A 22773-nucleotide genomic window follows, 5' to 3' on the forward strand; every position below is an offset into this window, starting at 1 on the left:
CCCCTGTGGCGTCTCCGGAGCCGATGCGCGGTGAACAAGCCGCGGTCGGCCTCCGGAGCAGCCGCCGAGATGCGTCGACCCGCCAGCTCCGCGGTGGCTGGCTGCCCCCTGTGGCGTCTCCGGAGCCGATGCGCGGTGAACAAGCCGCGGTCGGCCTCCGGAGCAGCCGCCGAGATGCGTCGACCCGCCAGCTCCGCGGTGCCTGGCTGCCCCCGGGAGCGGCGGGTGATAGCTGTGGACGGGCTCGGCGGCGCGTGGGCCTATCGGGCCAGCCTGGTGGGGTGCCACGGCGGTTGGTGATCGGCGCAGAGGCTGCTGCCCTGCTGGCCGAGCTGCGGGTGCGCCAGGATCAGGTGCTCAGCCGGGCCCAGCTGGCGGAGCTCGGCTTCGATCGGCACGCCGTCGCGCACCGGGTGGCGACGCACCGATGGCGCACCGTGGGTCACCGGGTCGTGGTGCTCGCGACCGGCGAGCTGACCTGGCGGCAGCGGATCTGGGTCGCCGTCCTCCACGCGGGGCCCGCCAGCGCACTCGCCGACCTGACCGGTGCGCAGGCGGAGGGGCTGACCGGCTTCGAGTCGTCGACCCTGCACGTGGTGGTCCCGCACGGGGCCGACGGGACCGACCTGGTCGACCGACGCGCCGGAGTGACGGTCCGCGTGCGCCAGTCGCGGCGGCTCGACGACGCCCGCGTCCATCCGACGCACACCCCGCGGCGGCTGCGGTTGCCCGAGGCGATCGTCGGTGCTGCCGCGGCCGCTCCATCAGAGGATCGCGCCCGGCTGCTGCTGGTGGCGCCGGTCCAGCAGCGGTTGCTGCTGCCGGGTGACCTCCGTGACGCGATCGACGACCGGATCAGAGTGCGTCGCCGCAACCTCATGCTCGAATGCGTCGACGACATCGAGGGCGGAGCCCACTCGCTGCCCGAGGCGGACTGGACCCGGGCGATCCGCCGCTACCGGCTCCCGGAGCCGACCCGTCAGCGGAAAGTTCAGCGAGCCGACGGCACCTGGTACCTCGACGCTGACTTCGAGGAGTTGTCGGTGGGGGTCGAGATCAACGGCAGCCAGCACCTCGTGGCCGGCGCGCTGGTGCTCGACGACCACCGCCGCAACGTTCTCGGCACCGGTGGCCGGCTGGTCATCACGATCGCCTCGCACGTGGTGCGGCACCGGCGCGGCCAGGCCGTAGTCGCCACGGCTGCCGCCCTGCTGTCCCGCGGCTGGTCACCCGAGACGTACGTGCTGGCCCGGCTGGAGTCGCTGGCCCGGGCGGAGCAGATGGACCTGCGCACCGGCGACTGGCTGCGCCGGGCAGGCTGACCGGCCGCACCGGGCAGGTCAAGCCCAGGTGACCGGCCACGTCGTACGGACTCCGGAGGGAACGCGCGGTGATGAGCCCGCGCATCGGCTCCGGAGGGCGGCCAGGCGCGACACCACTTTCGCCTCCGGAGCGGATCCGCGCTCAACAGACGCCGCATCGTCTCCGGAGGCACCCTGCCGCTCGACAGCCCGAGGCAGCGCGCAGCGGCTGACCACGGGGGCGGGACTCAGCGGCGAGCGAACCCGTCAGCGCTTGTCGCCGGCCGCCCAGTCGCCGTAGTCGTCGTACTCGTCGTCGGAGTCGGCCGTGTCGGCTCGCTCGGACGGCGTGCTGGTGGTCCCCGCGAGCTCCCGCTGCAGCGCTTCGAAGTCGGTGCCTTGCGAGCTGTACTTCAGCTCACGCGCGACCTTGGTCTGCTTGGCCTTGGCTCGGCCGCGCCCCATGGCTCGACCCCCTCATACGTAACGGGGCGGCCACGAGGGCGGCCCCGGATCTCATGTGCTCTCCGTGGGCCCAACGGTACATGGCCCGGAGGTGTTCCGGCATCCGTACTCCCTCTCAGCGGGCCGGAGCCGCCATCTACCGGCTGGCCATCCGCTCCTCGGCCAGCCGGTCGGCCGCGAGCGCCGGCGGCACCCCCTCGTCGGCGGCGAGGGCGAGCACCCGCCGGGTGGTGTCGAAGATCCCCTCGGCCTTGGCCCGGGCGCGCTCGAAGTCGAAGCCGTGCAGCTCGTCGGCGACCTGGATCACCCCGCCGGCGTTGACCAGGTAGTCGGGCGCGTAGAGGATCCCGCGTGCCGCCAGCAGGTCCTCGGTGCCCGGGTGGGCGAGCTGGTTGTTGGCGCCGCCGCAGACCAGCCGGGCCCGCAGCACAGCGACCACGTCGTCGCCCAGGGCGTGGCCGAGCGCGTTGGGGGAGTAGACGTCGAGGTCGGCGCGCACCAGCGTCTCCACGTCGTCGACCACCTGGACCTCGGGGTGGGCGGCACGCACCGCGTCGACTGCTTCCGCCGAGACGTCGGTGACCACGACGGTGGCGCCGTCGGCGACCAGGTGCCCGGCGAGGTGGCGGCCCACCTTTCCCACGCCGGCGATGCCCACGGTGCGCCCGGCCAGGGTCGGGCTGCCCCACAGGTGCTCGACGCTGGCCCGCATGCCCTGGAAGACGCCGTACGCCGTCAGCACCGACGAGTCGCCCGCGCCGCCGGCCGACTCGGAGCGCCCGGTGGCCCAGCGGGTCTCGCGCGCGACCACGTCCATGTCGGCGACGTACGTCCCGACGTCGCAGGCGGTCACGTACCGCCCGCCGAGGGTGTCGAGGAACTTGCCGTACGCCCTCAACAGCTCTTCCGACTTGTCCTGTGCGGGGTCGCCGATGATGACCGCCTTGCCCCCGCCATGGTCCAGGCCGGCCAGCGCGTTCTTGTAGGCCATCGCCCGCGACAGCTCGAGCACGTCGGCCAGGGCCGCGTCCTCGCTCGGGTAGGGATGGAACCGGGTGCCGCCCAGCGCCGGGCCGAGCGCGGTGGAGTAGATGCCGACGATCGCCCGCAGGCCGGTCGCGTCGTCGGCGCCGAACACCACCTGCTCGTGACGGTGGCGGGCGCCGGGGTGGGGTCCGAACACGCGCACGTCCGGCACCCTACGATGCGGCTCGTGACGTCCCGGACGCCCCAGGAGCCGAGCCGGCCCTCCGGCCCGCCCGCGCCCGGGAGCCTGCCCGGGCCGCACGCCGCCTACCTGCGCGTCTACGAGCCGGTGTCCGCGTTCCCCGAGGGTGAGCGCGAGGCGTGGGCCGACTACGCCCGTTCCTCGGGCACCCGGGCCGGGCGGGTCGCCGCCGAGCAGCACCGCGCCCTGGCCGGCGTCCTGAGCGTGCCGCCGCGACCGGTGCCGGACGAGGAGGAGCGCGAGGCGTTCGTCCTCGAGGTCGACTCGGTGGTGCACGTCTGCCCGGCGCAGACCCGGCTGCGGTCCTGGTTGGCGCTCGGGCGGTTCCGGGACGGGCTGCCGGACTCGCTGCTGCACGCCTTCGTCCCGCCGCTGGCTTTGGAGCGGGCCGAGGCCGACCATGCCCGCTGGGGCGGCGAGCAGGCCGACGCCCCGCTGCGGATCCTCACCGCGACCTGGTCGGTGCCGCTGCCGTGGTTCGTCCCGTTCGTCCCCGCCGACCGGCTGGTCGACCTCACCGGGCGCTACCCGGCCGTGGTCCACCGCACCCGGATGTCGGCGGCCCGGCGCCGGGTGGCCCGGGCGTTGCGGGCGCTCCAGAGGGCCGACCTGACCCACCTGGCCGACGTGGTCGCCGAGGTCGGGGAGCTGGGCCGGTGGCTGGAGGAGTTCCACTCCCGGTCCTGGATCGAGCTGGACTACGCCGGCCTGGCCCGGCTGCTGGGCAGGGACGGGGTGCTCGAGGACGACTCGGTCGCCGAGGTGGCCGCCACGGTGGCTGCCCTGGCCGAAGACGACCCCGCCGCGGCGGCCCGGCACTTCGCTGCCGTCATCGGGCGGTGGTCCGCGGTGCAGGCGTTGGAGCGGGCCAACTAGGGCCCGACTAGATGGGGGCGGGCCGTTCGGTCGACCGCACGGCGACCGGCCTAGTCCGACAGGCTCACCCGGAAGATGGTCCGTCTTGACCATTTCGGACATCCCCCCCTAACGGGCACTATTGACCCAGGAACCGGGATTACTCGGTTCGCCCGGAGAAGTGAGGCAGATGATGTCCACCCGCACCCCCGACGCAGAGCCGCTGCTGACGCCCGCCGAGGTCGCCACTATGTTTCGTGTCGATCCCAAGACCGTCACCCGGTGGGCCAAGGCGGGCAAGCTCACCTCGATCCGGACCCTGGGCGGCCACCGCCGCTACCGGGAGTCCGAGGTCCGCGCGTTGCTCGCCGGCATCCCGGCGCCCCGCAACGAGCCCTGACGAGCGCTTGCGCCCCTAGTCCCTCCGCACTACCGCGTTCCCCCCACGAGAGCGCGGCAGCACGAGACCGCGGCAGCACGAAAGCGCGACAGCACGACCGACAGAGCCGCCTCCGACACTTGAGGCGGCTCTTCGTCGTCCACGCCCCCCGTTGTGGACTCCCGGGGTGCAAGACGGCTGCAAGTGCCTTCCCAGTGGACTCCCGCACGGTGGTGGCCGACACCGACACAGGTCCCCACAGGGAGAGTCCTAGATGTCCCGCTTCCTCCACCGCATCGGCGGCTCCGCAGCCAGGCACCCCTGGCGCACGATCGGCGCCTGGGTGGTCGTCGTCATCGCGATGGCCGGCCTGGCCGGCACCGTCGGCGGCGCCCTGAACGACGACTACACGATCCCGGGCAGCGAGAGCCAGCAGGCGTACGACCTGCTCAGCGAGCGCTTCCCGGCCATGGCGGGCGCCGACGCCCGGGTCGTGGCGCACACCGAGACCGGCCGCCTCGACCGGGCACCGCTCGACGCCGCCGCCGCGCGGCTGGCTGACATGGACGGCGCCGGCACCGTGTCGCCCCCCGTTCTCAGCGCCGACGGCCGGACCGCGATCATCGCGGTGCAGTACGACGTCCCGGTCACCGACTTCGCCGGTGACGAGGGGCTGGTCGCCCTCGAGGAGGCCGGTGCCCCGATCGAGGACGCGGGCTACCAGGTGGCGTTCGGCGGCCAGGTGCCGGAGAACGTGGCCTCGCCCGGCGGCACCGCCGAGCTGATCGGCATCGGCGCCGCCCTGCTGATCCTGCTGCTCGCCTTCGGCTCCGTCGTGGCTGCCGGGCTGCCGATCGGAGTCGCCCTGGTCGGGCTCGGTGTCGGCACCGCCGGCATCACCGTGCTCGCCGGCACGATGGACGTCTCGACCGTGTCGCCGACGCTGGGCTCGATGATCGGCATCGGCGTCGGCGTGGACTACGCGCTGTTCATCGTCACCCGCCACCGCGACGCCCTGGCCCGCGGCCTCGCCGTCCCGGACGCGGCTGCGCAGGCCAACGCGACTGCCGGCCAGTCGGTGGTCTTCGCCGGCGGGACGGTGCTGCTCGCGTTGTCGGGGCTGCAGTTCACCGGCGTGCCCAACTTCAGCTCGATGGGCTACGCGACCGGCATCGTCGTGCTGCTGACCGTAGCGGCAGCCGTCACGCTGCTGCCGGCGCTGCTCGGTCTGGCCGGCCTGCGGGTCTACAGCCGCAAGGCCCGGCGCACCGGCCACCTCGAGGCGGCGGCGAGCCACTCGCCGACCGCGGCCCGGCTGGCGCACACCGTCTCGCGGCGCCCGCTGGCCTGGCTGGTCGGCTCGGCCGTCGTCCTCGTCGCCCTGGCACTGCCGGCCTTCGGCATGGAGATCGGCACCAGCGACGCCGGCAACGAGGCCGAGGACACCACGATCCGGCAGGCCTACGACCTGGTGGCCGACGGCTTCGGGCCCGGCTCCAACGGCCCGCTGCTCGTCGCGGTCGACCTGACCGAGGTGGGCCAGGACGGGCTCGCCGACCTGCAGCAGCAGCTCGCGACGACCGACGGCATCCTCGCCGTCACCGAGCCGGCGGTGTCCGAGGACGGCTCGACGGCCGTCATCACCGCCACGCCGACGACCGGACCCCAGGACGACGCGACGCTGGCGCTCATCGACGACCTGCGCGACTCGACGGCCGACGGGGTCTACATCGGCGGCTTCACGGCCACGATGGACGACTTCTCGTCGGTGCTGGCCGAGAACCTCTGGGTCGTCGTCGCGGTCGTCATCGCCACGTCGTTCGTCCTGCTGGTGCTGGCGTTCCGGTCGCTGGTCGTGCCGGCCAAGGCCGCCGTGGTCAACCTGCTCTCGGTGGGCGCGGCGTACGGCGTGATCACACTGCTCTTCCAGACCGAGCGCGGCGCCGACCTTCTCGGCCTGCCCGGCCCGGTGCCGATCGCGGCGTACGTCCCGGTGCTGATGTTCGCGATCCTCTTCGGGCTGTCGATGGACTACGAGGTCTTCCTGCTGAGCCGGGTGCGCGAGGAGTTCCTGCGCACCGGGGACAGTCGGGGCAGCGTCGTGACCGGCCTGTCGTCGACCGCGCGGGTCATCACCTCGGCCGCGCTGATCATGGTGCTGGTGTTCCTCGGCTTCGCCTTCGACCCGGCCGTGGTCATCAAGATGATCGGCATCGGGCTGGCGACCGCGATCGCGATCGACGCGACCCTCGTGCGGCTGGTGCTCGTGCCGGCGACCATGGCGCTGCTCGGCGACCGCAACTGGTACCTCCCGCGCTGGCTCGACCGGGTGCTGCCGGACCTGGACGCGCACGGCACCGGCCCCGTCGTCGAGCTGCCCGGGCCGCGGGCCGAGGAGCGGGCCCGCGAGCTCGTCGGCTGACCCACCTACCGGCGCGCCCGCCGACCACGCACCCGTGGTCCGCGGGCGCCTGGGACGGGGTACGTCGCTGCTAACCTGCCCACGATCGCTCAACGGTTAGGTGGTCGGACGGGTGACGCGACGGCGCGCAGAGGCGACGAGACTCCTGGCTGTCGCGATCGCCGTGGGGATGACCGCCGGCGCGCTCGGCGGCTGCAGCGGCGACGACAAGGCTCCACTGTCGGACGAGCTGGGGCGCTACACCGACGCGGGCGACGGCTGCCAGCAGGCGGTGTCCGCGATCGCCTACGCCGACAACACGTTGCGCGCTGCCGGCCAGGAGCAGCACCAGGAGTTCGACGACGCGGTGCGCAGCAACATCGCCGCCGTGGCCGGCACCATCGCGCTGGAGATCCGCGACTTCCCGACGAAGGGGACGCTGCAGCAGGCCCGCGAGGTCGAGGACCTGGCCGAGCAGACCTCCGCGCTGGCGACCAAGGGCCAGCGACGTGTCGAGCTGCTGCGCGAGTACCGGCGCGAGGCCGCCCAGCTGGTCATCGACTGCGCCGCCGCGGTCGACGGCTTGTAGGTCGGTCAAGAAAGGCCGCTGCGCTGCCGGGCCGCGTGCCGCCGGGCCTTCGCGCGGTTGCCGCAGATCGCCATGACGCACCACCGCCGGCCGCGGCCCTCGTCGAGGAACAGCCAGCCGCACCCGGCGCCGGGGCACCGCCGCACCTGCCCGGCCAGCCCGTCCTCGACCAGCCGTCGCGCCGCGCCGGCGAAGGCCCGCACCGGCAGGTCGAGCGACTCGGTGCCCGGCTCGAGCCCGAGCCCTGAGGAGCGCGACCAGCCGACACGGTTGGCGGCACCGGCGTCCTGGACCCGCTCGGTCAGCCGGTCCAGCGCGGGCCGCGGCGGTCGCGGCCGGGTCAGCACCGCATAGAAGTCCGCTCTCAGCGCCCGGCTCTCGGTCAGGGCATCGGCGGCGCGGCCGGGCGTCTGGGCCGCCGCCCGCCGCAGCCGGCGCGCCGTCGCCGCCGGCACCAGCCCCACGGTCGCCGACCAGACCGCCAGGTGGTCGTACGTCGTCAGGTACTCACCCGGCCCGTCCTCGCCCCACCCGGCCAGCGTGTTGCACAGCTCGAGCGCTGGGTGGCCGGCGACCGCCCGCGGGAGCAGCAGCCCGCCGACCCGCTGGGCCGCCGCGGGGACGACCGGCCCGCTCACCCCGACACCTCCGCCAGGGCCCGGCGCACCTCGTCGTCGCTGGTGGGAGAGAAGTCCAGGTAGGCCTGGCCGACGGCGGTGAAGGCGCGCGGCTTGGTGAGGCACACGACCTCGTCGACCTCGCCGGCCAGCCGGGCGCACGTGTCGCGGGACCCGACCGGCACCGCGACGACCACGGCGGCCGGCCGACCGTGCCGCACCGCGGTGACCGCTGCCCGCATCGTGGAGCCGGTGGCCAGCCCGTCGTCGACGACCACGGTGGTGCACCCCTCGACCGTGGCGGGCGGCCGGTCGCCGCGGTAGGCCGACTCCCGGCGGCGCAGCTCGGCCACCTCGTCGGCGTACACGTCCTGGAACGACTCCTCGTCGACCGGTGACAGGGCGAGGACGGCGTCGTTGCGTACGGCCTCGATGTCGCCGGCGACCCCGGCGATCGCGCCCATCGCGAGCTCCGGCTGACCGGGCAGTCCGAGCTTGCGGACCACGAGCACGTCCAGCGGCGCGCCGAGCTCGCGGGCGACCTCGGCGGCCACCGGCACCCCGCCGCGCGGCAGCCCCAGGACGACCGGAGGCCGACGGGCGAGCTCCGGCCGGTCGGCGAGCAGTCCCGCCACCGCCGTGGCCAGCCGGCGACCGGCGTCGGCGCGGTCGGCGAAGCGCATCAGACCGCCTCGGCCAGCGCGGCCAGCACGGCGGCCGTCGCGGGCGGGTCGGGCGGCTCGCCGTAGGTGGCGGCGAAGACGTGCCGCGGCGCCCCCTCGTGCTCGGTCGCCACGACGCCGTCCGCGCGGTGGGCGCGCAGGGCCATGCCGGGCAGGATCGCCACGCCCATGCCGGCGGCCACCAGCGACTGCATGGCGACGACGTCGTCGGTGGTGTAGCCGATGGTCGGCTCGAAGCCCTCGCCGGCGCAGACGGTCAGCAGGTGGCTGCGGCACCGCTCGCAGCCGCCGATCCAGCGCGAGCGACGGTGCCCGGCCACCGTGTTGACCGGGTCGGTGCCCACGACGTAGGTCGGGTCGTCGAGCAGGTGGTGCAGCCGGACGTCAGTGTCGTCGTCGGTCGCGTCGTGGTAGCGGAAGACCACCGCCACGTCGACGTGCCCGGCGCGCAGCATGGCCAGCGCCTCGTCGGGGTGGGCGTCGACCAGGCTGAGCTCCAGCCCGGGGTGCCGCTGCCCCAGCGCGGCCGCGGCGGCCGGCGCGATGGTGCTCAGCGCCGAGGAGAAGCCGGCCAGCCGCACCCGCCCCGCGTCCAGCCCGACGTGGGCCGACAGCTCAGCCGAGGCCGCGTCGACCCGGCCCAGGATCTCGGCGGCCCGCTCGGCGAGCAGCCGTCCGGCCTCGGTCAGCCGGACCCCGCGGCCGACCCGCTGCAGCAGCTGGGCGCCGGTCTCGGCCTCGAGCTTGGCCAGGTGGTGGCTGACCGAGGGCTGGGAGTAGTGCAGCTCGCGGGCGGCGGCCGTCACCGAGCCGTGCCGCGCGACGGCGGCCAGCACCCGCAGCCGGGCCAGGTCCAGCACGTATCAACTCTATCTATGGATCAGCACGAGGATAGGCATTGGACGCGATGAGTTCTGGCGCGCACCGTGGAGTGCATGGCCCCCACCGCGACCCCTCTGCGCACCCGCCCCGGTCTCGACCGGCTGGTCGGCCGGATCCACGACGGCGTCGACCTCGACGGCCCGGCCCGGCGCACCGCCTTCGCGGTCGCCGACCTGATGCGGGCCGAGATGCCCGGCGTCGACGTGCTCACCCCGGACGAGCGGGTGGGTGACCCGACGACGTACTCCCGGGTGATCCTGCACACCGAGGAGCGGCTCTCGCTCATCGCGGTGGTGTGGCGGCCGGGCCAGCTGACCGAGATCCACGACCACATCGCGTGGTGCACGGTCGGCGTGATCCAGGGCGTGGAGTTCGAGACGCTCTACCGCGACCACGGAGACCACCTCAGCGAGATCGGCCGGGCGGCCAACGGCGTCGGCGACGTCAGCGGCTTCGCCCCTCCCGGCGACATCCACATGGTGCACAACACCGGCGACGAGACCGCGATCTCGCTGCACGTCTACGGCGCCGACCTGTCGGCCTCCCCGTCCAGCGTTCGCCGCGAGTACCACCTCCCGGTCCGCTAGGCCGTACGTCGTCGCGCTCGTCCGCGCCCGCGACCCAGCCGGCGCTGCCGCGAATGATCACGTTCACGTGGTCATGCCACTCGGTGCACGGCGTATCCACCGTGCACGGGGTGCATCGATCATGTTCACGTGATCAATCCCGCGGCCCAGCCGCACCGCTGCGGCCGTACGTCGTCGCGCTCGGCCCGTGAACGCCACTCAGCCGGCGGGCTGGTCCTTCGTCAGGTGGAGCAGCCAGTCGCTGTCGGTCCTGATCAGCGCGTAGCGGCGTGACGACGCACGGCCGTGCAAGGTGAAGAGGATCCGCCGGTCGGTGCGGTCGTGCTCCTCCCAGGTGCCCTCGTCGGCGATCGACTTGTCGGCGTCCTGGTAGTCGACGTGGTCGAGACCGTGGTCGTCGACGTGCACGGCGAGCTTGTTGTGCTTGGTGTCGGTGGGCATCCCACGAGGAACGGCCCACGACCGCAGCACCCCGTCCTCCTCCAGCCGCAGGTCGAAGTGGTGCTGCGGCTTGCGGTGCTCGTGCAGCACGAACCGCGGCAGCGCCGGCGGCCCAGGCAGCCCCGACGGCCCTGGCATCCCCGGCTCACTCACCGGTCGTGCCGTCCAGCAGCTCGCGGGTCGCGTCGGCGTGGCCGGCGTGCCGGGCCGTCTCGTTGACCAGGTGCAGGATCACCCAACGCAGGTCCATCGGGTCGTCGTCCGACCCCTCGAGGCAGGGCGTGCCCAGGTCGCCGATGCGACGTACCGCCTCGTCGGTGGCGACCGCCCGCTCACGGTAGGCGCGCACCGCGGCCTCGAGCGTCAGCTCCGGGCCGGGACGGAACTCCTCCTCCCTGCGGTCGACATCGTGGCCGAGCATCGCGCCGTCGATCCAGCGCCACTCGACCCGGGTCAGGTGGTTGACCACGCCGATCAACGGGATCAGCCGGCCGTCGGGGGTCCAGCGGGCGGCGGCCTCGTCGATGCCGTCCACCTTGCGCAGCACCGCACCGCGCAGGAAGCCGAGCCAGCCCAGGAGCAGCTCGGTCTCGTCGTCGGTGCCGCGCGGGAGCTCGGCCTCGGGTGCGCCGGTCACGTCATCAGCCGTCAGCGGTAGGGCGGGTCCTCGACGAGGTGGACCGCCGCCTCCTCGGCGCCGGCGCCTCCGCCGTCGATGCCGACGTCCAGGGCGACCACGTCGGCCTCGTCGTCACCGTGCGCACCCTCGTCGGGGGCGACCAGCCGGCCGCTGCGCGGGTCGGACACGTGGTCGTCGTCGCGCGGGTCGTCCTCGTCGGACCACTCCTCGCCGTCGGCACCGACGTCCGGCTCCTCCTCGGCGAGCAGCTGGTCGAGGCTCTCGCCCCGCCGCTCCTCCTCGGCCGTCGTGCCGTAGCGCGTGGCGCCGCGATAGCCCTCGCCGGCGTCGATGCCGGTGTCGAGCACGTCGGAGCGCAGGTCGTCGTCCTCGAGGGAGTCCGACGGCTCGAGCACGCCGTCGTCCTCGGTCACGTCGTCGGGCTGGTCGGTCATGCCGGCCACCACCTTCCTGGTCACGCCTCCCCGCCCTCCGAGCGTAGTCACCGGAGACGCCCTACTCTCCACGGACATGGGCGCTGTCGGTGCGGTGGGGCTGGTGCTGCACCCGCGGCGCGACTCGCAGTTCGCGGTGGACACCCTGATCGAGTGGGCGCAGACGCGCGGGCTCCCGGTCCTCGGGCTGGTCGACGAGGTGGCGCGGCTCGACTGCGACGCCGAGCCGGTGACCGAGGAGCAGCTGGCCCGCCGGTCGACCCTGGTGGTCAGCCTCGGTGGTGACGGCACGGTGCTGCGGGCGCTGCGGCTGTGCCGGTCGGCGCCGGGGGTGGCGCCGGTGCCGGTCCTCGGCGTCAACCTCGGCCGGCTCGGCTTCCTCGCCGAGGTGGATGTGCCCGAGCTGCCGGACGCGCTGACCGCCATCGACGAGCACCGGTTCCGGGTCGAGCGGCGGGCGGCCGTGCAGGCGGTCCTGCCCGACGGCTCCACCTCGATCGCCTTCAACGACGTTGCGCTGGTGCGCATCCCGGGCGACGGGGTGGCCGCGGTCGAGGTGACCGTCTCGGGCGAGGGCTTCGTGCGGTACGCCGCCGACGCGATCGTCGTGGCTACTCCCACCGGCTCGACCGCCTACAGCTACGCGGCGGGCGGCCCGATCGTGTCGCCCTCGGTCGAGGGGCTGCTCGTCATCCCGGCCGCCGCGCACGCGTCCTTCAACCGGGCGCTTCTGCTGGCCGCCGACGAGCCGCTGCGGCTGGACCTGCTGCCGTCCAGCGGCGTGCTGGCGGTCGAGGTGGACGGCAGGGTGGCCGCCGAGGTCCGCGCCGGGGACTCGATCGCGCTGGCGCTGGTGCCGGCGGCCGCCCACCTGGTGCGGCTCGGAGTCACGTCGTTCTACCAGCGCACCCGCCGCAAGCTGCGCGTGATGGGCAGCATCGAGGCCGACGACGGCGTCAGCTGAGCCCGGCCCCTGCGTCGTCGAGGAAGCGGGCGACGTAGCGCCGCTGGGCCGGCGTCTCCACCGCGCGCGGGTCGTAGTGCGCACGGACCCAGTCGACGGCGCCCTCGGTCGTGCCGGTGTCGAGGGCGACCAGGCAGGCCAGCGCGGTGCCGGTGCGGCCGCGGCCGCCGCTGCACGCGACCTCGACCCGGTCCTCGGTGAGCCGCGCGAGGGTGTCGCGGAGGGCCGCCGCCGCCTCGTCGCGGTCGGCGGGCAGCCGGAAGTCCGGCCAGCGCAGCCAGGTGCTCGGCCAGGCCTGGGGAGAGGGTTCCCGGCCCAGCAGGTAGAGGGCGTACGTCGGCAGCGATCCGCCGGGGAGCGGGTGGCGCAGACCCCGGCCGCGCACCAGCCGCCCGGACGGCAGCACCAGCACGCCCGGGTCCTCCCGCGACCACGACTCGACTTTGGGCACCTCAGTGGCCACCGAGGGTGGCGAAGGCAGGCGGGTAGTCGACGCGGCCGCGCACCGCCGGGTCGTAGCGCGGCAGGAGGTAGACCATGCCTGCCTCGGGCGCTGACCAGTCGGGCAGGTCGAACGTGATGCCGTGCGGCCGGGCGTCGGTGAAGCCGAAGCGCGGGTAGTAGGCCGGGCTGCCCTCGAGGAGGATCAGCGGCGCGTCGGTGCGCTCGGCGCGGGCGAGTGCCTCGCATACCAGGGCGCTGCCGATGCCTTGGCGCTCGTGCTGGGGGGCGACGGAGAGCGGTGACAGCGTGAGTACGTCGTGGCGGGTGCCGTCGGCGTCGACCAGGGCCGCGTGGCTGATCATCGTGTGCCCGGCCACGGCTCCCTCGACGCGGGCCACGAGCTCCAGCTCCGCGACGTACTGCGGGGAGTCGCGGATCAGCCGCACCAGGTCGGGCACCTCGGGCTGGTGGACGAAGGCGGCGCCGACGACCGCGGTGACTGCTTCGTGGTCCTCGGGCCGCACCTGCTCGATCTCCACCACTGTCAGTGCCTCCACCGATGATTTCCCTTGTGCGAGCCCGTCTGTCTGGCGAAGGCTCGCAACCTGGGGGCCGGACGGTCCAGCACATTGCAAGGAGATCAGATGTCCACCACCACCACACCTTCCGCCGCAGGCGACCTCCGGTCGCGGATGACCGGCCGCGTCCTGACCGCGGCCGACGACGGCTACGACGCGGCCCGCGTCGTGATGCTCGGCGGGACAGATCCCCATCCCTCCGTCATCGCCCGGCCGGTCGACGACGCCGACGTGGCGGCCGTCGTGGGCTACGCCCGGGACAACGGGCTCGCTCTCGCCGTGCGCAGCGGCGGGCACAGCGGCGCGGCGCACAGCACCGTCGACGACGGCATCGTGCTCGACCTGCGCGACATGAAGCGGATGGACATCGACGCAGACGCGGGGACGGGCTGGGTCGAGTCGGGGGTGACGGCCGGTGAGTTCACCGCCGAGGCGGCGAAGCACGGGCTGGCGGTCGGCTTCGGCGACACCGGGTCGGTGGGGCTCGGTGGCCTGGTGACCGGCGGCGGCGTCGGCTACCTCGCGCGCAAGCACGGGCTGACGATCGACAACCTGATCGCCGCCGACGTGGTCACCGCCGACGGGCAGGTGCGCCGGGTGGACGCCGACACCGAGCCGGAGCTCTTCTGGGCGATCCGCGGCGGCGGCGGGAACTTCGGGGTGGTGACCCGCTTCCGGCTCCGGCTGGCCGAGCTGCCGCAGGTCTACGGCGGGATGCTGGTGCTGCCGGCGACGGCCGAGGCGGTGGCCGGCTTCCTGGCCGCGGCCGAGGAGGCGCCGGACGAGCTGAGCTCGATCGCCAACGTGATGAACTGCCCGCCGCTGCCCTTCGTCGACGCGTCGGTGCACGGCTCGATCGTCATCATGGCGGTGCTCTGCTGGGCCGGTGACGTCGAGCAGGGCCCAGCGGCGTTGGCGCCCTTCGTCGGGCTGGCCGAGCCGCTGGCCGACATGGTGGGGCCGAAGGCCTACGCGGATCTCTTCCCGCCGGAGGACCCCGACTACCACCCGCTCGCGGTGGCACGGACGATGTTCCTCGACGGCGTCGACGTCGGCTGCGCCAAGGCGGTGCTCGACGCGCTGGAGTCGTCGGACGCGGCGCTGCGGGCCGTGCAGATGCGGGTGCTCGGCGGTGCGATCTCGCGCGTGGCGCCGGACGCGACGGCCTACAACCACCGCTCGGGCCGAGTGATGGCCAACGTGGCGGCGTTCTACGACGGGCCGGACGACAAGGCGGCCAAGCAGCAGTGGATCGAGGAGACCAGCGCGCTGCTGGACACCGGTGACGCGGGTGCCTACGCCAACTTCCTGGCCGACGAGGGCGAGGAGCGGGTCCGCGCGGCCTACCCGGGCGCCACCTGGGAGCGGTTGCAGGCGGTCAAGGCGACGTACGACCCGGAGAACCTCTTCCGCCGCAACCAGAACGTGCCGCCGCGCCAGAGGTCGGCCGGCTGAGCCACCCGGGCTAGGGTCCACCGCGTGGCGGGTCCCGGTCTGTGGCGCAACTGGTCCGGCGACCAGTCGTGCACCCCGCGGCGGATGGAGCGCCCGGTCGACGAGGCGGGCGTCGTGGACGCGGTCTGCCGGGCCGCAGCCGACGGGCTGGTGGTGCGGCCGGTCGGGTCGGGTCACTCGTTCACGCCGCTGTGCGTGACCGACGGCGTGCAGCTGGACCTGGGCGCGCTGGACCGGCTGCTCGACGTGTCCGCGGACGGCGTCGCTCGGGTGCAGGCCGGCATGACGCTGCACGACCTGTCGGTCGCCCTGCATGCGCACGGCCGGGCGCTGGAGAACCTCGGCGACATCGACAAGCAGACGGTTGGGGGCGCGCTGGCGACGGCGACCCACGGCACCGGTGCCGCCTACCGCAACCTGTCGTCGGCGCTGGTCGACGGCCGGCTGGTCGCGGCCGACGGGGCGGTGCACCGGCTGGCCGACCCCTCGGTGCCGGAGCTGGTGCCGGGCCTGCTGCCCGCCGCCCAGGTGTCGCTCGGCGCCCTCGGTGTCCTGACCGAGGTGTCGCTGCGCACGGTGCCGGCGTTCCGGCTGCGCAAGCGGGAGGAGCCGCAGCCGCTGCGCGACGTGCTGGCCGGGCTCGACGATCTGCTGGCCCGCCACGACCACGTCGAGTTCTACGCGGTGCCGTGGTCGGGCCGCGCGCTGGTGATGACGTCGGACCGGACCGACGAGTCGGCCGCGCCGCCACCGGCGTGGCGCACCTGGCTGACCGACGAGCTGCTGAACAACCGGGCGCTCGAGCTGGTGCAGCGGACAGGTCGCCGGTTCCCGTCGTCGCAGCCGACGCTGGCCCGGCTGACTGGCGCCGCGATGGGCAGCAGCACCCGGCTCGACGACAGCCACCGGGTGTTCTGCAGCGAGCGCAGGGTGCGCTTCGTCGAGTCGGAGTGGGCACTGCCGCGTGACTGTGCCGTGGAGGCGCTGTCGTCGGTGCTGTCGCTGGTCGAGCGCCGGCGGCTGCCGGTGTCGTTCCCGATCGAGGTGCGCTTCCTCGCCGGCGACGACGCGCTGCTGTCGACGGCGCACGGCCGCGAGACCGCGTACGTCGCGGTGCACCAGTACGTCGGCGCGCCGTTCGAGGAGTACTTCTCGCTGGTCGAGGAGGTCATGCTCGCACTCGACGGGCGGCCGCACTGGGGCAAGCGGCACCGCGCCGACGCGTCGGTGCTGGCGCCGCGCTACCCGGGATGGGAGCGGTTCGCGGCGGTGCGGTCGCGGCTGGACCCGTCCGGCGTGTTCCTGAACGACCACCTGGCGCGGACGCTGGGCCTGCGATGAGCGACCTGCTGGCGCGTTACGAGACGGCGTTGGGGGACCGGGTTGGCCCCCTGGCGTTCGTCGACTTGGACGCGTTCGATGCCAACGCGGCGCATTTACTCGGACAGGCCGGCGGGCTGCCGGTGCGGGTGGCCTCGAAGTCGCTGCGCTGCGCGTCGCTGGTGAAGCGCGCACTGGCGCACCCGCGAGTGGGCGGGGCGTCGGGGTCGGTGTTCCGCGGGGTGCTTGCCTTCACCCCGGCTGAGGCGCTGCACCTCGCCTGGCACGGCATCGATGACGTGCTCGTCGCCTACCCGAGCGTCGACCGCGCGGCGCTGTCATCGGTGGCCTGGCGGGCGCGGGAGCAGGGCGCCGGCCGCATCGTGCTGATGGTCGACTCGGTCGAGGTGGCGTCGTTGGTGTCGTCGGCGGCGCGGAACGCGCGGGTCCGGCTGCCGGTCGCGGTGGACATCGACGCGTCGTGGCGTCCGGTGCGAGGCATGGTCGTCGGACCGCGGCGGTCGCCGGTGGTGACGCCGGCGCAGGCGGTTGCGCTGGTGGGGTCGCTGGCCGCCGACCCGGCCCTGAAGGTGGTCGGGCTGATGGCCTACGAGGGTCAGGTCGCCGGGGTGGGCGACCGGGTGCCCGGGCGTCCGGTGCGGAGCGCGGCGATCCGGGCGATGCAGCGCGCGTCGATGCGCGCGCTCGGTCGTCGGCTCCCTGCCGTCGTCGACGCCGTACGTCGTGAGCTGGCCCAGCACGGGCAGCTCCTGGAGCTGGTCAACGGCGGGGGGACGGGCTCGTTGTCCCGGACCTCTGCGGCTGGCGTGGCGACCGAGCTGTCGGCAGGGTCGGGCCTCTATGCGTCGACGCTGTTCGACACCTATCGGTCACTGGCGTTGCAGCCGGCGGCGTACTTCGTGCTGCCGGTGGTCCGTCGGCCGGGGCCGGGTGTGGCGACGCTGCTCGGCGGCGGCTACATCGCGTCCGGCGCGGCCGGTCGAGACCGGCTGCCGCTGCCGTCGCTGCCGCCGGGGCTGCGACTGACCGGCACCGAGGGAGCAGGCGAGGTGCAGACGCCGTTGGGTGGTCCTGCCGCCGACCGGCTTGCCGTCGGTGACCGCGTCTACTTCCGGCACGCGAAGGCCGGCGAGCTCGCCGAGCGCTTCTCCACGCTGCTGCTCATCAGCGGTGATCGGGTCCTCGACGAGGTCCCGACCTACCGCGGCGAAGGAAAGACCTTCCTCTAGACCACCGGATTCGTAGCCGCGTGTCGACGACCTCTGCACACATCGTCAGGTCCCGGCCGGACTGTGACGGTCGGCCTGTGTCCCGCCGGGTCCAACGACTCTGGAAGTGCTCTGCCCGGAGGATGACATTGAAGGCCGGGACCAGGGCTTGCCGTTCGCACCCCGCGTGCTGCGCCCACGACCTACTGGGGTTGGTCACCATGGCGGCTTACATGGCAGCAGCGACTCGGTCGGTGAGCAGACGCTCCTTCGTGAAAGCGGTCGGCGGGGCCGGGGTGGGCTTCGCGCTGTACGTCTACCTGCCCGACGGCACCAGGCGGGCGCTGGCCCAGGTGGCCGACGCCGGTGTCCTGTGCGGTGGGGACATCCCGAAGTTCCGGACCCCGATGCTCATCCCGCCGGTCATGCCGCGGGCAGGCACCTTCGCCCAGCGCGGCGGGAAGCCGGCGGACTACTACGAGATCTCGGTGCGTCAGCTCGAGCAGCAGATCCTTCCTCCGGAACTGCCGCCGACCACCGTGTGGGGCTACGGCGCAGTCCAAGCTGCGAGCCGTCGCGGTCTGCTGGTGCACCACGCGCCGTCCCTCACCATCGAGGCGACGCACGACCGGCCGGTCCGGGTGAGGTGGATCAACGACCTGGTCGACGCCGATGGCCGCTACCTGCCGCACCTGCTGCCGGTCGACCCCACGCTGCACTGGGCCAACCCGCCGGGCGGGACGGCGGGACGGGACACCAGGCCGAGGTTCACTGAGACTCCGGAGCCGTACCGCGGCCCGGTCCCGCTCGTCACGCACGTCCACGGAGCCGTCGGGGTCGGCGACGAGAGCGACGGCTACCCCGAGGCGTGGTTCCTGCCCGCGGCTAAGAACATCCCGGGCGGATACGCCACGCACGGAACCTGGTACGACTTCTTCGCCACGAAGGCGGCCGCTGCCTACGGCGTGTCGTGGGAGCCGGGTCAGGCAACGTTCCAGTACCCGAACCCGGACCGAGCCTCGACCAACTGGTACCACGACCACACGTTGGGGATGACCCGGCTGAACGTCTATGCCGGTCCGGCCGGCTTCTACCTGATCCGGGGCGGCCCGGACGGCGACAAGGCGGTGCGGGACAGCCGCGACGGCTCGGTGGCGGTGCTCCCCGGCCCCGCGCCGAGGGAGGGCGACGCGTTTCCCTCGAACAAGACCTACTTCGAGATCCCGATCGCGATCCAGGACCGGTCGTTCAGGACCGACGGGTCGCTGTTCTACCCCGACTCGCGTGCCTTCTTCGACGGACTCGTCGAGGACTACATCCCGGGTGGGGACTTCTCCCCGATCTGGAACCCGGAGTTCTTCGGCGACACGATCATGGCCAACGGCAACACCTGGCCGTTCCAGACGGTGGAGCAGCGGCGCTACCGGTTCCGCTTCCTCAACGGTTGCCAGTCGCGCTTCCTCGTCCTCGACTTCAGTCAGATCCCCGGCGCCGAGGTCTGGGCCGTCGGCAATGAGGGCGGCTTCCTCTCCAGCCCGGTCAACCTGACCGCCGACAACCACAACCAGCTGCTGATGGGGCTGGCCGAGCGCGCGGATCTCATCGTCGACTTCAGCAAGGTGAAGACGGGTCACTTCGTCCTGGGCAACGCCGGTCCCGACGAACCGTTCGGCGGCGGCGAGCCAGGTGAGCCGCCGGAGGGCTTCGAGTCGGCCGACCCGTCGACCACCGGCCAGATCCTGCAGTTCCGGGTCGTGCCGGCTGCGGCACCGGATCCCACCACTCCGCCGCGGTTCCTTCAGCTGCCGCCCCTGGCCCCGTTGCCGGCGGAGCACCGGACCCGCCCGTTGGCACTCATCGAAAAGGCGGGAACCGGGCGGAACGCTTCGGGTGAAGAGGTCGAGGGACCGGTCGAGGCGCTTCTGGGCAGCGTGACCGGGGGGATCACGGTGGAACGGCTGTGGATGGACCCGGTCTCGGAGAACCCCGATCTCGGCGACACCGAGGTCTGGGAGGTCTACAACACCACGGCCGACGCCCATCCCATGCACGTCCACGAGGTCGCCTTCGAGGTCGTCAACCGTGAGGGACTCGTGCTGGCTGACGACGACGAGGTCGCTCGACCGCTGCAGCCCTCAGGGGAGGTCCGGCCACCGGAGCCGTGGGAGTCCGGGGTCAAGGACACGGTCGTCGCGCTGCCGGGAGAGGTGACGCGGGTCCGGGCGACCTTCACGACACCTGGGCAGTACGTGTGGCACTGCCACATCGTCGAGCACGAGGACAACGAGATGATGCGGCCGTACCGGATCGGACCGGAGCAGCCGGGTCAGCCCGTGCCCATGTGACGCCGGCACGATGCTCGTCGCTGATCGTGCGGACGTTCGGCGTGGCCTACCGTCTCCAGCATGTCGCAGAGGAGCGAGGGGGTAGGCGTGGAGAAGAGCTCCGGCGTGCGACTGTCCGAGGTCATCGCCGCGGTTTCGCTCGGGGCCGACCTAGGGCTGGGTCAGCCGATGGAGCACGTGCTCCGGTCGTGCGTGATCGCGACCCGGTTCGCCCGCCACCTGGAGGTGAGCGACGACGACCTCGAGACCACCTACTGGGTGACCCTTCTCGTGACGGTCGGCTGCACGGGGGTGTCGTACGAGTTGACGCCGCTATTCGGTGACGACATCGCCTGGCGGTCGCGGTGGCACGACGTCGGACCGTCGGCGCTCTCCCAGCTGCGATACCACCTCGGCCGCGCAGGCAACGACCGGTCGACGGCCGACCGGCTACGGGTGCCCGCCGACCTGATGCGGACGGGTATGCGCGCGGTGCAGGACTCGCTCATCGCGCACTGCCATGTCAGCGGTCGCCTCGGCGACCGGGTCGGCCTCGACCCCCGTATCTCCGAGGCGCTCGGCCAGACGTTCACGCGCTGGGACGGCAAGGGGATACCGCGCGGGCTCGGAGGCGATCGGATCGTCTTGCCCATGCAGCTGTGCCAGATGGCCGACGGCATCGAGGTCTGGCACCGCGAGGAGGGGATCCAGGGCGCCGTCGACCGGGTGAGGGCGGGCGCCGGGACGTTCTTCGACCCGAGCCTCGTCGAGGCGTGGGACAGGGCTGCCGCTGAGGTCCTCGAGTCGCTCGCCGATGAGTCGTCGTGGAACGCCGTGATCGCGGCCGAGCCGCGACCACGGCCGCCGCTCACTGAGCCGGAGCTGGACGCTGCCCTGGAGGTCGTTGCCGACTACGCCGACCTCAAGTCGCCGTGGTTCTCCGGCCACTCGCGCGGTGTCGCCCACCTCGCGGCAACGGCAGCCCGCCATGCCGGTCTGCCGGAGGCGGACGTCACGACGCTTCGCCGTGCGGCGCTGCTGCACGACCTGGGCCGCAACGGCGTGCCCAACTCCATCTGGGACAAGCCCGGCCCGCTCACCGAGGCAGAGATGGAACGCGCACAGCTGCACGCCTACTACACCGACCGCATCGTGCGACGGGCCGGCGGCCTGGCGCACCTCGCGCCGATAGCGTCGGCCGCGCACGAGCGGGCAGAGGGCAGCGGGTACCCGCGCGGCATCGCCGGCAACACGATCCCGATGCTCGGGCGCATCCTCGAGGCCGCGGACGCCTATCACGCCATGCTCGAGCCGCGTCCCCACCGGGCCGCGATGAGCAAGCAGGAGGCCGCACGGGAGCTGCGCGACATGGCACGGGCGGGCACGCTGCGGGGTGACGCCGTCGACTGGGTACTCGCCGCGGCCGGTCATGCGCGGCGTCGCAAGGCGATCGCACCCGCCGGACTGACACCGCGCGAGATCGAGGTCCTGGCGCGCGTCGCCCGCGGTGCGACGGTGCGAGACGTGGGGGACCAGCTCGGCATCGCCGCGAAGACCGCCGGCAACCACGTCGAGCGCATCTACACCAAGATCGGCGCCTCGAGCCGTGCCGAGGCCACCATGTTCGCGATGCAGCACGGTCTGCTCGACACGCTGTAGGTCATGCGCCTCGAGATCACTCGGATCCGTGAGGAGAACTCCTCATGTGAGGTCGTCGCCGGCTCCCTAGCGTCCTCGGTAACCACCCGGGACCGAGAAGGGGTAGTCATGACGAAGCCACAGGTGAAGAACCTCGATCGGCCAGACGAGAGTCGCGAGTTTCCCAACGGGGCCGATGCGCTCGTGACCATCGGCGCACACACCATCGGACGGGCTGAGTTCCGACCGGGCTGGCGCTGGTCGAACGACGTCCAGCCGGTCGCCGGGACCGCGAGCTGCCAGGTCCATCACCTCGGCTACCTGATGAGCGGCACGCTGCACGTCGAGACAGACGACGGCGCCCACACCGACCTCGTCGCGGGGGACGCGTTCGAGATCCTTCCGGGCCACGACGCGTGGGTGGTCGGCGACACTGCGTGCCACTTGCTCGACTGGCCGTCCGCAGCGGTGCAGCCCACACAACCGAAGCCGGCCGTCGCTTCTGGAACGAGCGCGTGATGGGCACCACTGGTCACCTCATCACGTTCGGAGCGAACGCGACGACTCGGGCCGACCGGCAGACGGTGCTTGACGCGTTGCGCGACCTGCCGGCCCATCTCGAGTGGGCCGGCACCCGCTCGCCCCAGAAGACGTTCCGACTGCTGTCGCTCGATGCCCCGGCAGCGCCTGCATCCGTCGGTGCGCGGTTCAGCTCGACCGGCGCCAACATGAACGGCACGTTCCACGACACGTCCGTGGTGACCGTGGCGGATGCCGAGACCTTCGAGTTCCACACCGCGTCACGGCTCGACCGGAGGCACGGTGCGGAGCTGCTGGTGCACTTCGTCCACCGCTACGACGTGGAGCCCGATGGCGCCGGCTCACGCATCGTCTACTCCTGCCGCGCCCACAACGGCAACTATGTGCCCTACTGGCTCAAGCCCGGTATGCGTGCCATGACCCGTCGGATGATCAACCGGTCGATGACCAAGCAGCTGCACCTGCTCGCCGAGCTGGCCGAAGACCGAGCCATCTCGCCAGCCGTCGACTGACGGGCATCCCGGAAGCGGAGCAGGCATCGAGCGCTAGGCGACCCTCACAAAAGAGCAACCGGCCGCCCTGACCTGCGACTTGGGCGGCCGCATCGCGGACCTTCCGATTTTCAGTGCCGGTCGAGGGGTCCGGAGGGTTTGTGGTGGCCAGGGGCGGGGTCGAACCGCCGACCTTCCGATTTTCAGTCGGACGCTCGTACCAACTGAGCTACCTGGCCGGACACCCCGCACGGCGAACCGGGCGACGACCCGGCCCTCCATGGAGGA

The 22773-nt window shown here is 73.0% G+C and carries 24 protein-coding genes and 1 tRNA gene; 14 read left to right on the plus strand and 11 right to left on the minus strand.

Annotated elements, in window-relative coordinates; translation table 11 throughout:
* The first annotated feature begins 281 nt into the window (after positions 1 to 281).
* Complete coding sequence (locus VK640_17340) at positions 282 to 1322, plus strand: hypothetical protein (GenBank protein ID HTE74943.1); 1041 nt, start codon at positions 282 to 284, stop codon at positions 1320 to 1322.
* A 246-nt stretch (positions 1323 to 1568) separates the two neighbouring features.
* Here the strand turns inward: VK640_17340 and VK640_17345 are convergent, their stop codons facing one another.
* Together VK640_17345 and VK640_17350 are read right to left on the minus strand one after the other, a co-directional pair.
* Positions 1569 to 1766, minus strand: a complete 198-nt coding sequence (locus VK640_17345) for a DUF3073 domain-containing protein (GenBank protein HTE74944.1) — start codon at positions 1764 to 1766, stop codon at positions 1569 to 1571.
* A gap of 136 nt (positions 1767 to 1902) precedes the next feature.
* Positions 1903 to 2955, minus strand: coding sequence for a Glu/Leu/Phe/Val dehydrogenase dimerization domain-containing protein (locus VK640_17350; GenBank protein ID HTE74945.1), 1053 nt, complete (start codon positions 2953 to 2955; stop codon positions 1903 to 1905).
* A 24-nt stretch (positions 2956 to 2979) separates the two neighbouring features.
* On the opposite strand from VK640_17350, the gene VK640_17355 reads away from it, so the two are divergent.
* From VK640_17355 to VK640_17370, 4 genes are all read left to right on the plus strand, one after another.
* Complete coding sequence (locus VK640_17355) at positions 2980 to 3870, plus strand: hypothetical protein (GenBank protein ID HTE74946.1); 891 nt, start codon at positions 2980 to 2982, stop codon at positions 3868 to 3870.
* Between the two features lie 172 nt (positions 3871 to 4042).
* A complete protein-coding gene (gene bldC / locus VK640_17360) occupies positions 4043 to 4249 on the plus strand; it encodes a developmental transcriptional regulator BldC (GenBank protein HTE74947.1) in 207 nt (68 codons plus the stop codon).
* Between the two features lie 253 nt (positions 4250 to 4502).
* Complete coding sequence (locus VK640_17365; protein HTE74948.1) at positions 4503 to 6650, plus strand: MMPL family transporter; 2148 nt, start codon at positions 4503 to 4505, stop codon at positions 6648 to 6650.
* Between the two features lie 112 nt (positions 6651 to 6762).
* Positions 6763 to 7218 carry a hypothetical protein gene (locus tag VK640_17370; GenBank protein ID HTE74949.1) on the plus strand — a complete coding sequence of 152 codons (456 nt, stop codon included), beginning with the start codon at positions 6763 to 6765 and terminating at the stop codon, positions 7216 to 7218.
* Between the two features lie 5 nt (positions 7219 to 7223).
* Here VK640_17370 and VK640_17375 read toward each other — a convergent pair whose 3' ends face one another.
* Genes VK640_17375 through VK640_17385 form a run of 3 tightly spaced genes read right to left on the minus strand, consistent with a single transcriptional unit; the run spans position 7224 to position 9378 of the window.
* Positions 7224 to 7856: a CGNR zinc finger domain-containing protein gene (locus VK640_17375; protein HTE74950.1), complete on the minus strand. Its 633-nt coding sequence runs from the start codon at positions 7854 to 7856 to the stop codon at positions 7224 to 7226.
* Entirely contained in the window at positions 7853 to 8518 is a 666-nt protein-coding gene (locus VK640_17380) for a phosphoribosyltransferase family protein (protein HTE74951.1), read from the minus strand. The genes VK640_17375 and VK640_17380 overlap by 4 nt, the downstream gene beginning before the upstream one ends.
* Positions 8518 to 9378 (minus strand): LysR family transcriptional regulator, encoded by an 861-nt coding sequence (locus VK640_17385; GenBank protein ID HTE74952.1) that lies wholly within the window; start codon positions 9376 to 9378, stop codon positions 8518 to 8520. Before VK640_17385 ends, VK640_17380 begins: the two co-directional genes overlap by 1 nt.
* 75 nt (positions 9379 to 9453) lie before the next feature.
* Between VK640_17385 and VK640_17390 the strand changes: the two genes are divergently transcribed.
* Positions 9454 to 9987 (plus strand): cysteine dioxygenase family protein, encoded by a 534-nt coding sequence (locus VK640_17390; GenBank protein ID HTE74953.1) that lies wholly within the window; start codon positions 9454 to 9456, stop codon positions 9985 to 9987.
* 198 nt (positions 9988 to 10185) lie between these two features.
* On the opposite strand, the gene VK640_17395 is transcribed toward VK640_17390, so the two are convergent.
* From VK640_17395 to VK640_17405, 3 genes are read right to left on the minus strand one after another with little or no spacing between them, the layout of a single operon-like run.
* Positions 10186 to 10566 carry a DNA polymerase ligase N-terminal domain-containing protein gene (locus VK640_17395; protein ID HTE74954.1) on the minus strand — a complete coding sequence of 127 codons (381 nt, stop codon included), beginning with the start codon at positions 10564 to 10566 and terminating at the stop codon, positions 10186 to 10188.
* Positions 10567 to 10573: 7 nt separating this feature from the next.
* On the minus strand, positions 10574 to 11065 hold the full coding sequence (locus VK640_17400; protein HTE74955.1) for a DUF664 domain-containing protein: 492 nt from the start codon (positions 11063 to 11065) through the stop codon (positions 10574 to 10576).
* Between the two features lie 11 nt (positions 11066 to 11076).
* Positions 11077 to 11502: a DUF5709 domain-containing protein gene (locus VK640_17405; protein ID HTE74956.1), complete on the minus strand. Its 426-nt coding sequence runs from the start codon at positions 11500 to 11502 to the stop codon at positions 11077 to 11079.
* A gap of 76 nt (positions 11503 to 11578) precedes the next feature.
* On the opposite strand from VK640_17405, the gene VK640_17410 reads away from it, so the two are divergent.
* Positions 11579 to 12466: an NAD(+)/NADH kinase gene (locus tag VK640_17410; GenBank protein ID HTE74957.1), complete on the plus strand. Its 888-nt coding sequence runs from the start codon at positions 11579 to 11581 to the stop codon at positions 12464 to 12466.
* On the opposite strand, the gene VK640_17415 is transcribed toward VK640_17410, so the two are convergent.
* Positions 12459 to 12917, minus strand: coding sequence for a protein-tyrosine phosphatase family protein (locus tag VK640_17415; GenBank protein HTE74958.1), 459 nt, complete (start codon positions 12915 to 12917; stop codon positions 12459 to 12461). The two genes, VK640_17410 and VK640_17415, sit on opposite strands and share 8 nt — an antisense overlap.
* Position 12918: 1 nt before the next feature.
* Entirely contained in the window at positions 12919 to 13467 is a 549-nt protein-coding gene (locus VK640_17420; GenBank protein ID HTE74959.1) for an N-acetyltransferase, read from the minus strand.
* 87 nt (positions 13468 to 13554) lie between these two features.
* Between VK640_17420 and VK640_17425 the strand changes: the two genes are divergently transcribed.
* The 7 genes from VK640_17425 to VK640_17455 all read left to right on the plus strand — a co-directional run bounded on the left by VK640_17425 (position 13555) and on the right by VK640_17455 (position 22506).
* Positions 13555 to 14943: an FAD-binding oxidoreductase gene (locus tag VK640_17425; protein ID HTE74960.1), complete on the plus strand. Its 1389-nt coding sequence runs from the start codon at positions 13555 to 13557 to the stop codon at positions 14941 to 14943.
* 24 nt (positions 14944 to 14967) lie between these two features.
* Entirely contained in the window at positions 14968 to 16284 is a 1317-nt protein-coding gene (locus VK640_17430) for a D-arabinono-1,4-lactone oxidase (protein ID HTE74961.1), read from the plus strand.
* Complete coding sequence (locus VK640_17435; GenBank protein HTE74962.1) at positions 16281 to 17513, plus strand: alanine racemase; 1233 nt, start codon at positions 16281 to 16283, stop codon at positions 17511 to 17513. Before VK640_17430 ends, VK640_17435 begins: the two co-directional genes overlap by 4 nt.
* A gap of 386 nt (positions 17514 to 17899) precedes the next feature.
* Positions 17900 to 19837, plus strand: coding sequence for a multicopper oxidase (locus VK640_17440; GenBank protein HTE74963.1), 1938 nt, complete (start codon positions 17900 to 17902; stop codon positions 19835 to 19837).
* 60 nt (positions 19838 to 19897) lie between these two features.
* Complete coding sequence (locus VK640_17445) at positions 19898 to 21475, plus strand: HD domain-containing phosphohydrolase (GenBank protein HTE74964.1); 1578 nt, start codon at positions 19898 to 19900, stop codon at positions 21473 to 21475.
* Positions 21476 to 21583: 108 nt separating this feature from the next.
* The gene (locus VK640_17450; protein HTE74965.1) at positions 21584 to 21973 is read left to right on the plus strand and encodes a cupin domain-containing protein; all 390 of its coding nucleotides are present in this window, start codon (positions 21584 to 21586) and stop codon (positions 21971 to 21973) included.
* Positions 21973 to 22506 carry an SRPBCC family protein gene (locus VK640_17455; GenBank protein ID HTE74966.1) on the plus strand — a complete coding sequence of 178 codons (534 nt, stop codon included), beginning with the start codon at positions 21973 to 21975 and terminating at the stop codon, positions 22504 to 22506. The genes VK640_17450 and VK640_17455 overlap by 1 nt, the downstream gene beginning before the upstream one ends.
* Positions 22507 to 22647: 141 nt before the next feature.
* On the opposite strand, the gene VK640_17460 is transcribed toward VK640_17455, so the two are convergent.
* Positions 22648 to 22724: transfer RNA gene (locus tag VK640_17460), tRNA-Phe, on the minus strand.
* Between the last annotated feature and the right edge of the window lie 49 nt (positions 22725 to 22773).

This window comes from Actinomycetes bacterium, assembly GCA_035489715.1.
Taxonomy (GTDB): domain Bacteria; phylum Actinomycetota; class Actinomycetes; order JACCUZ01; family JACCUZ01; genus DATHAP01.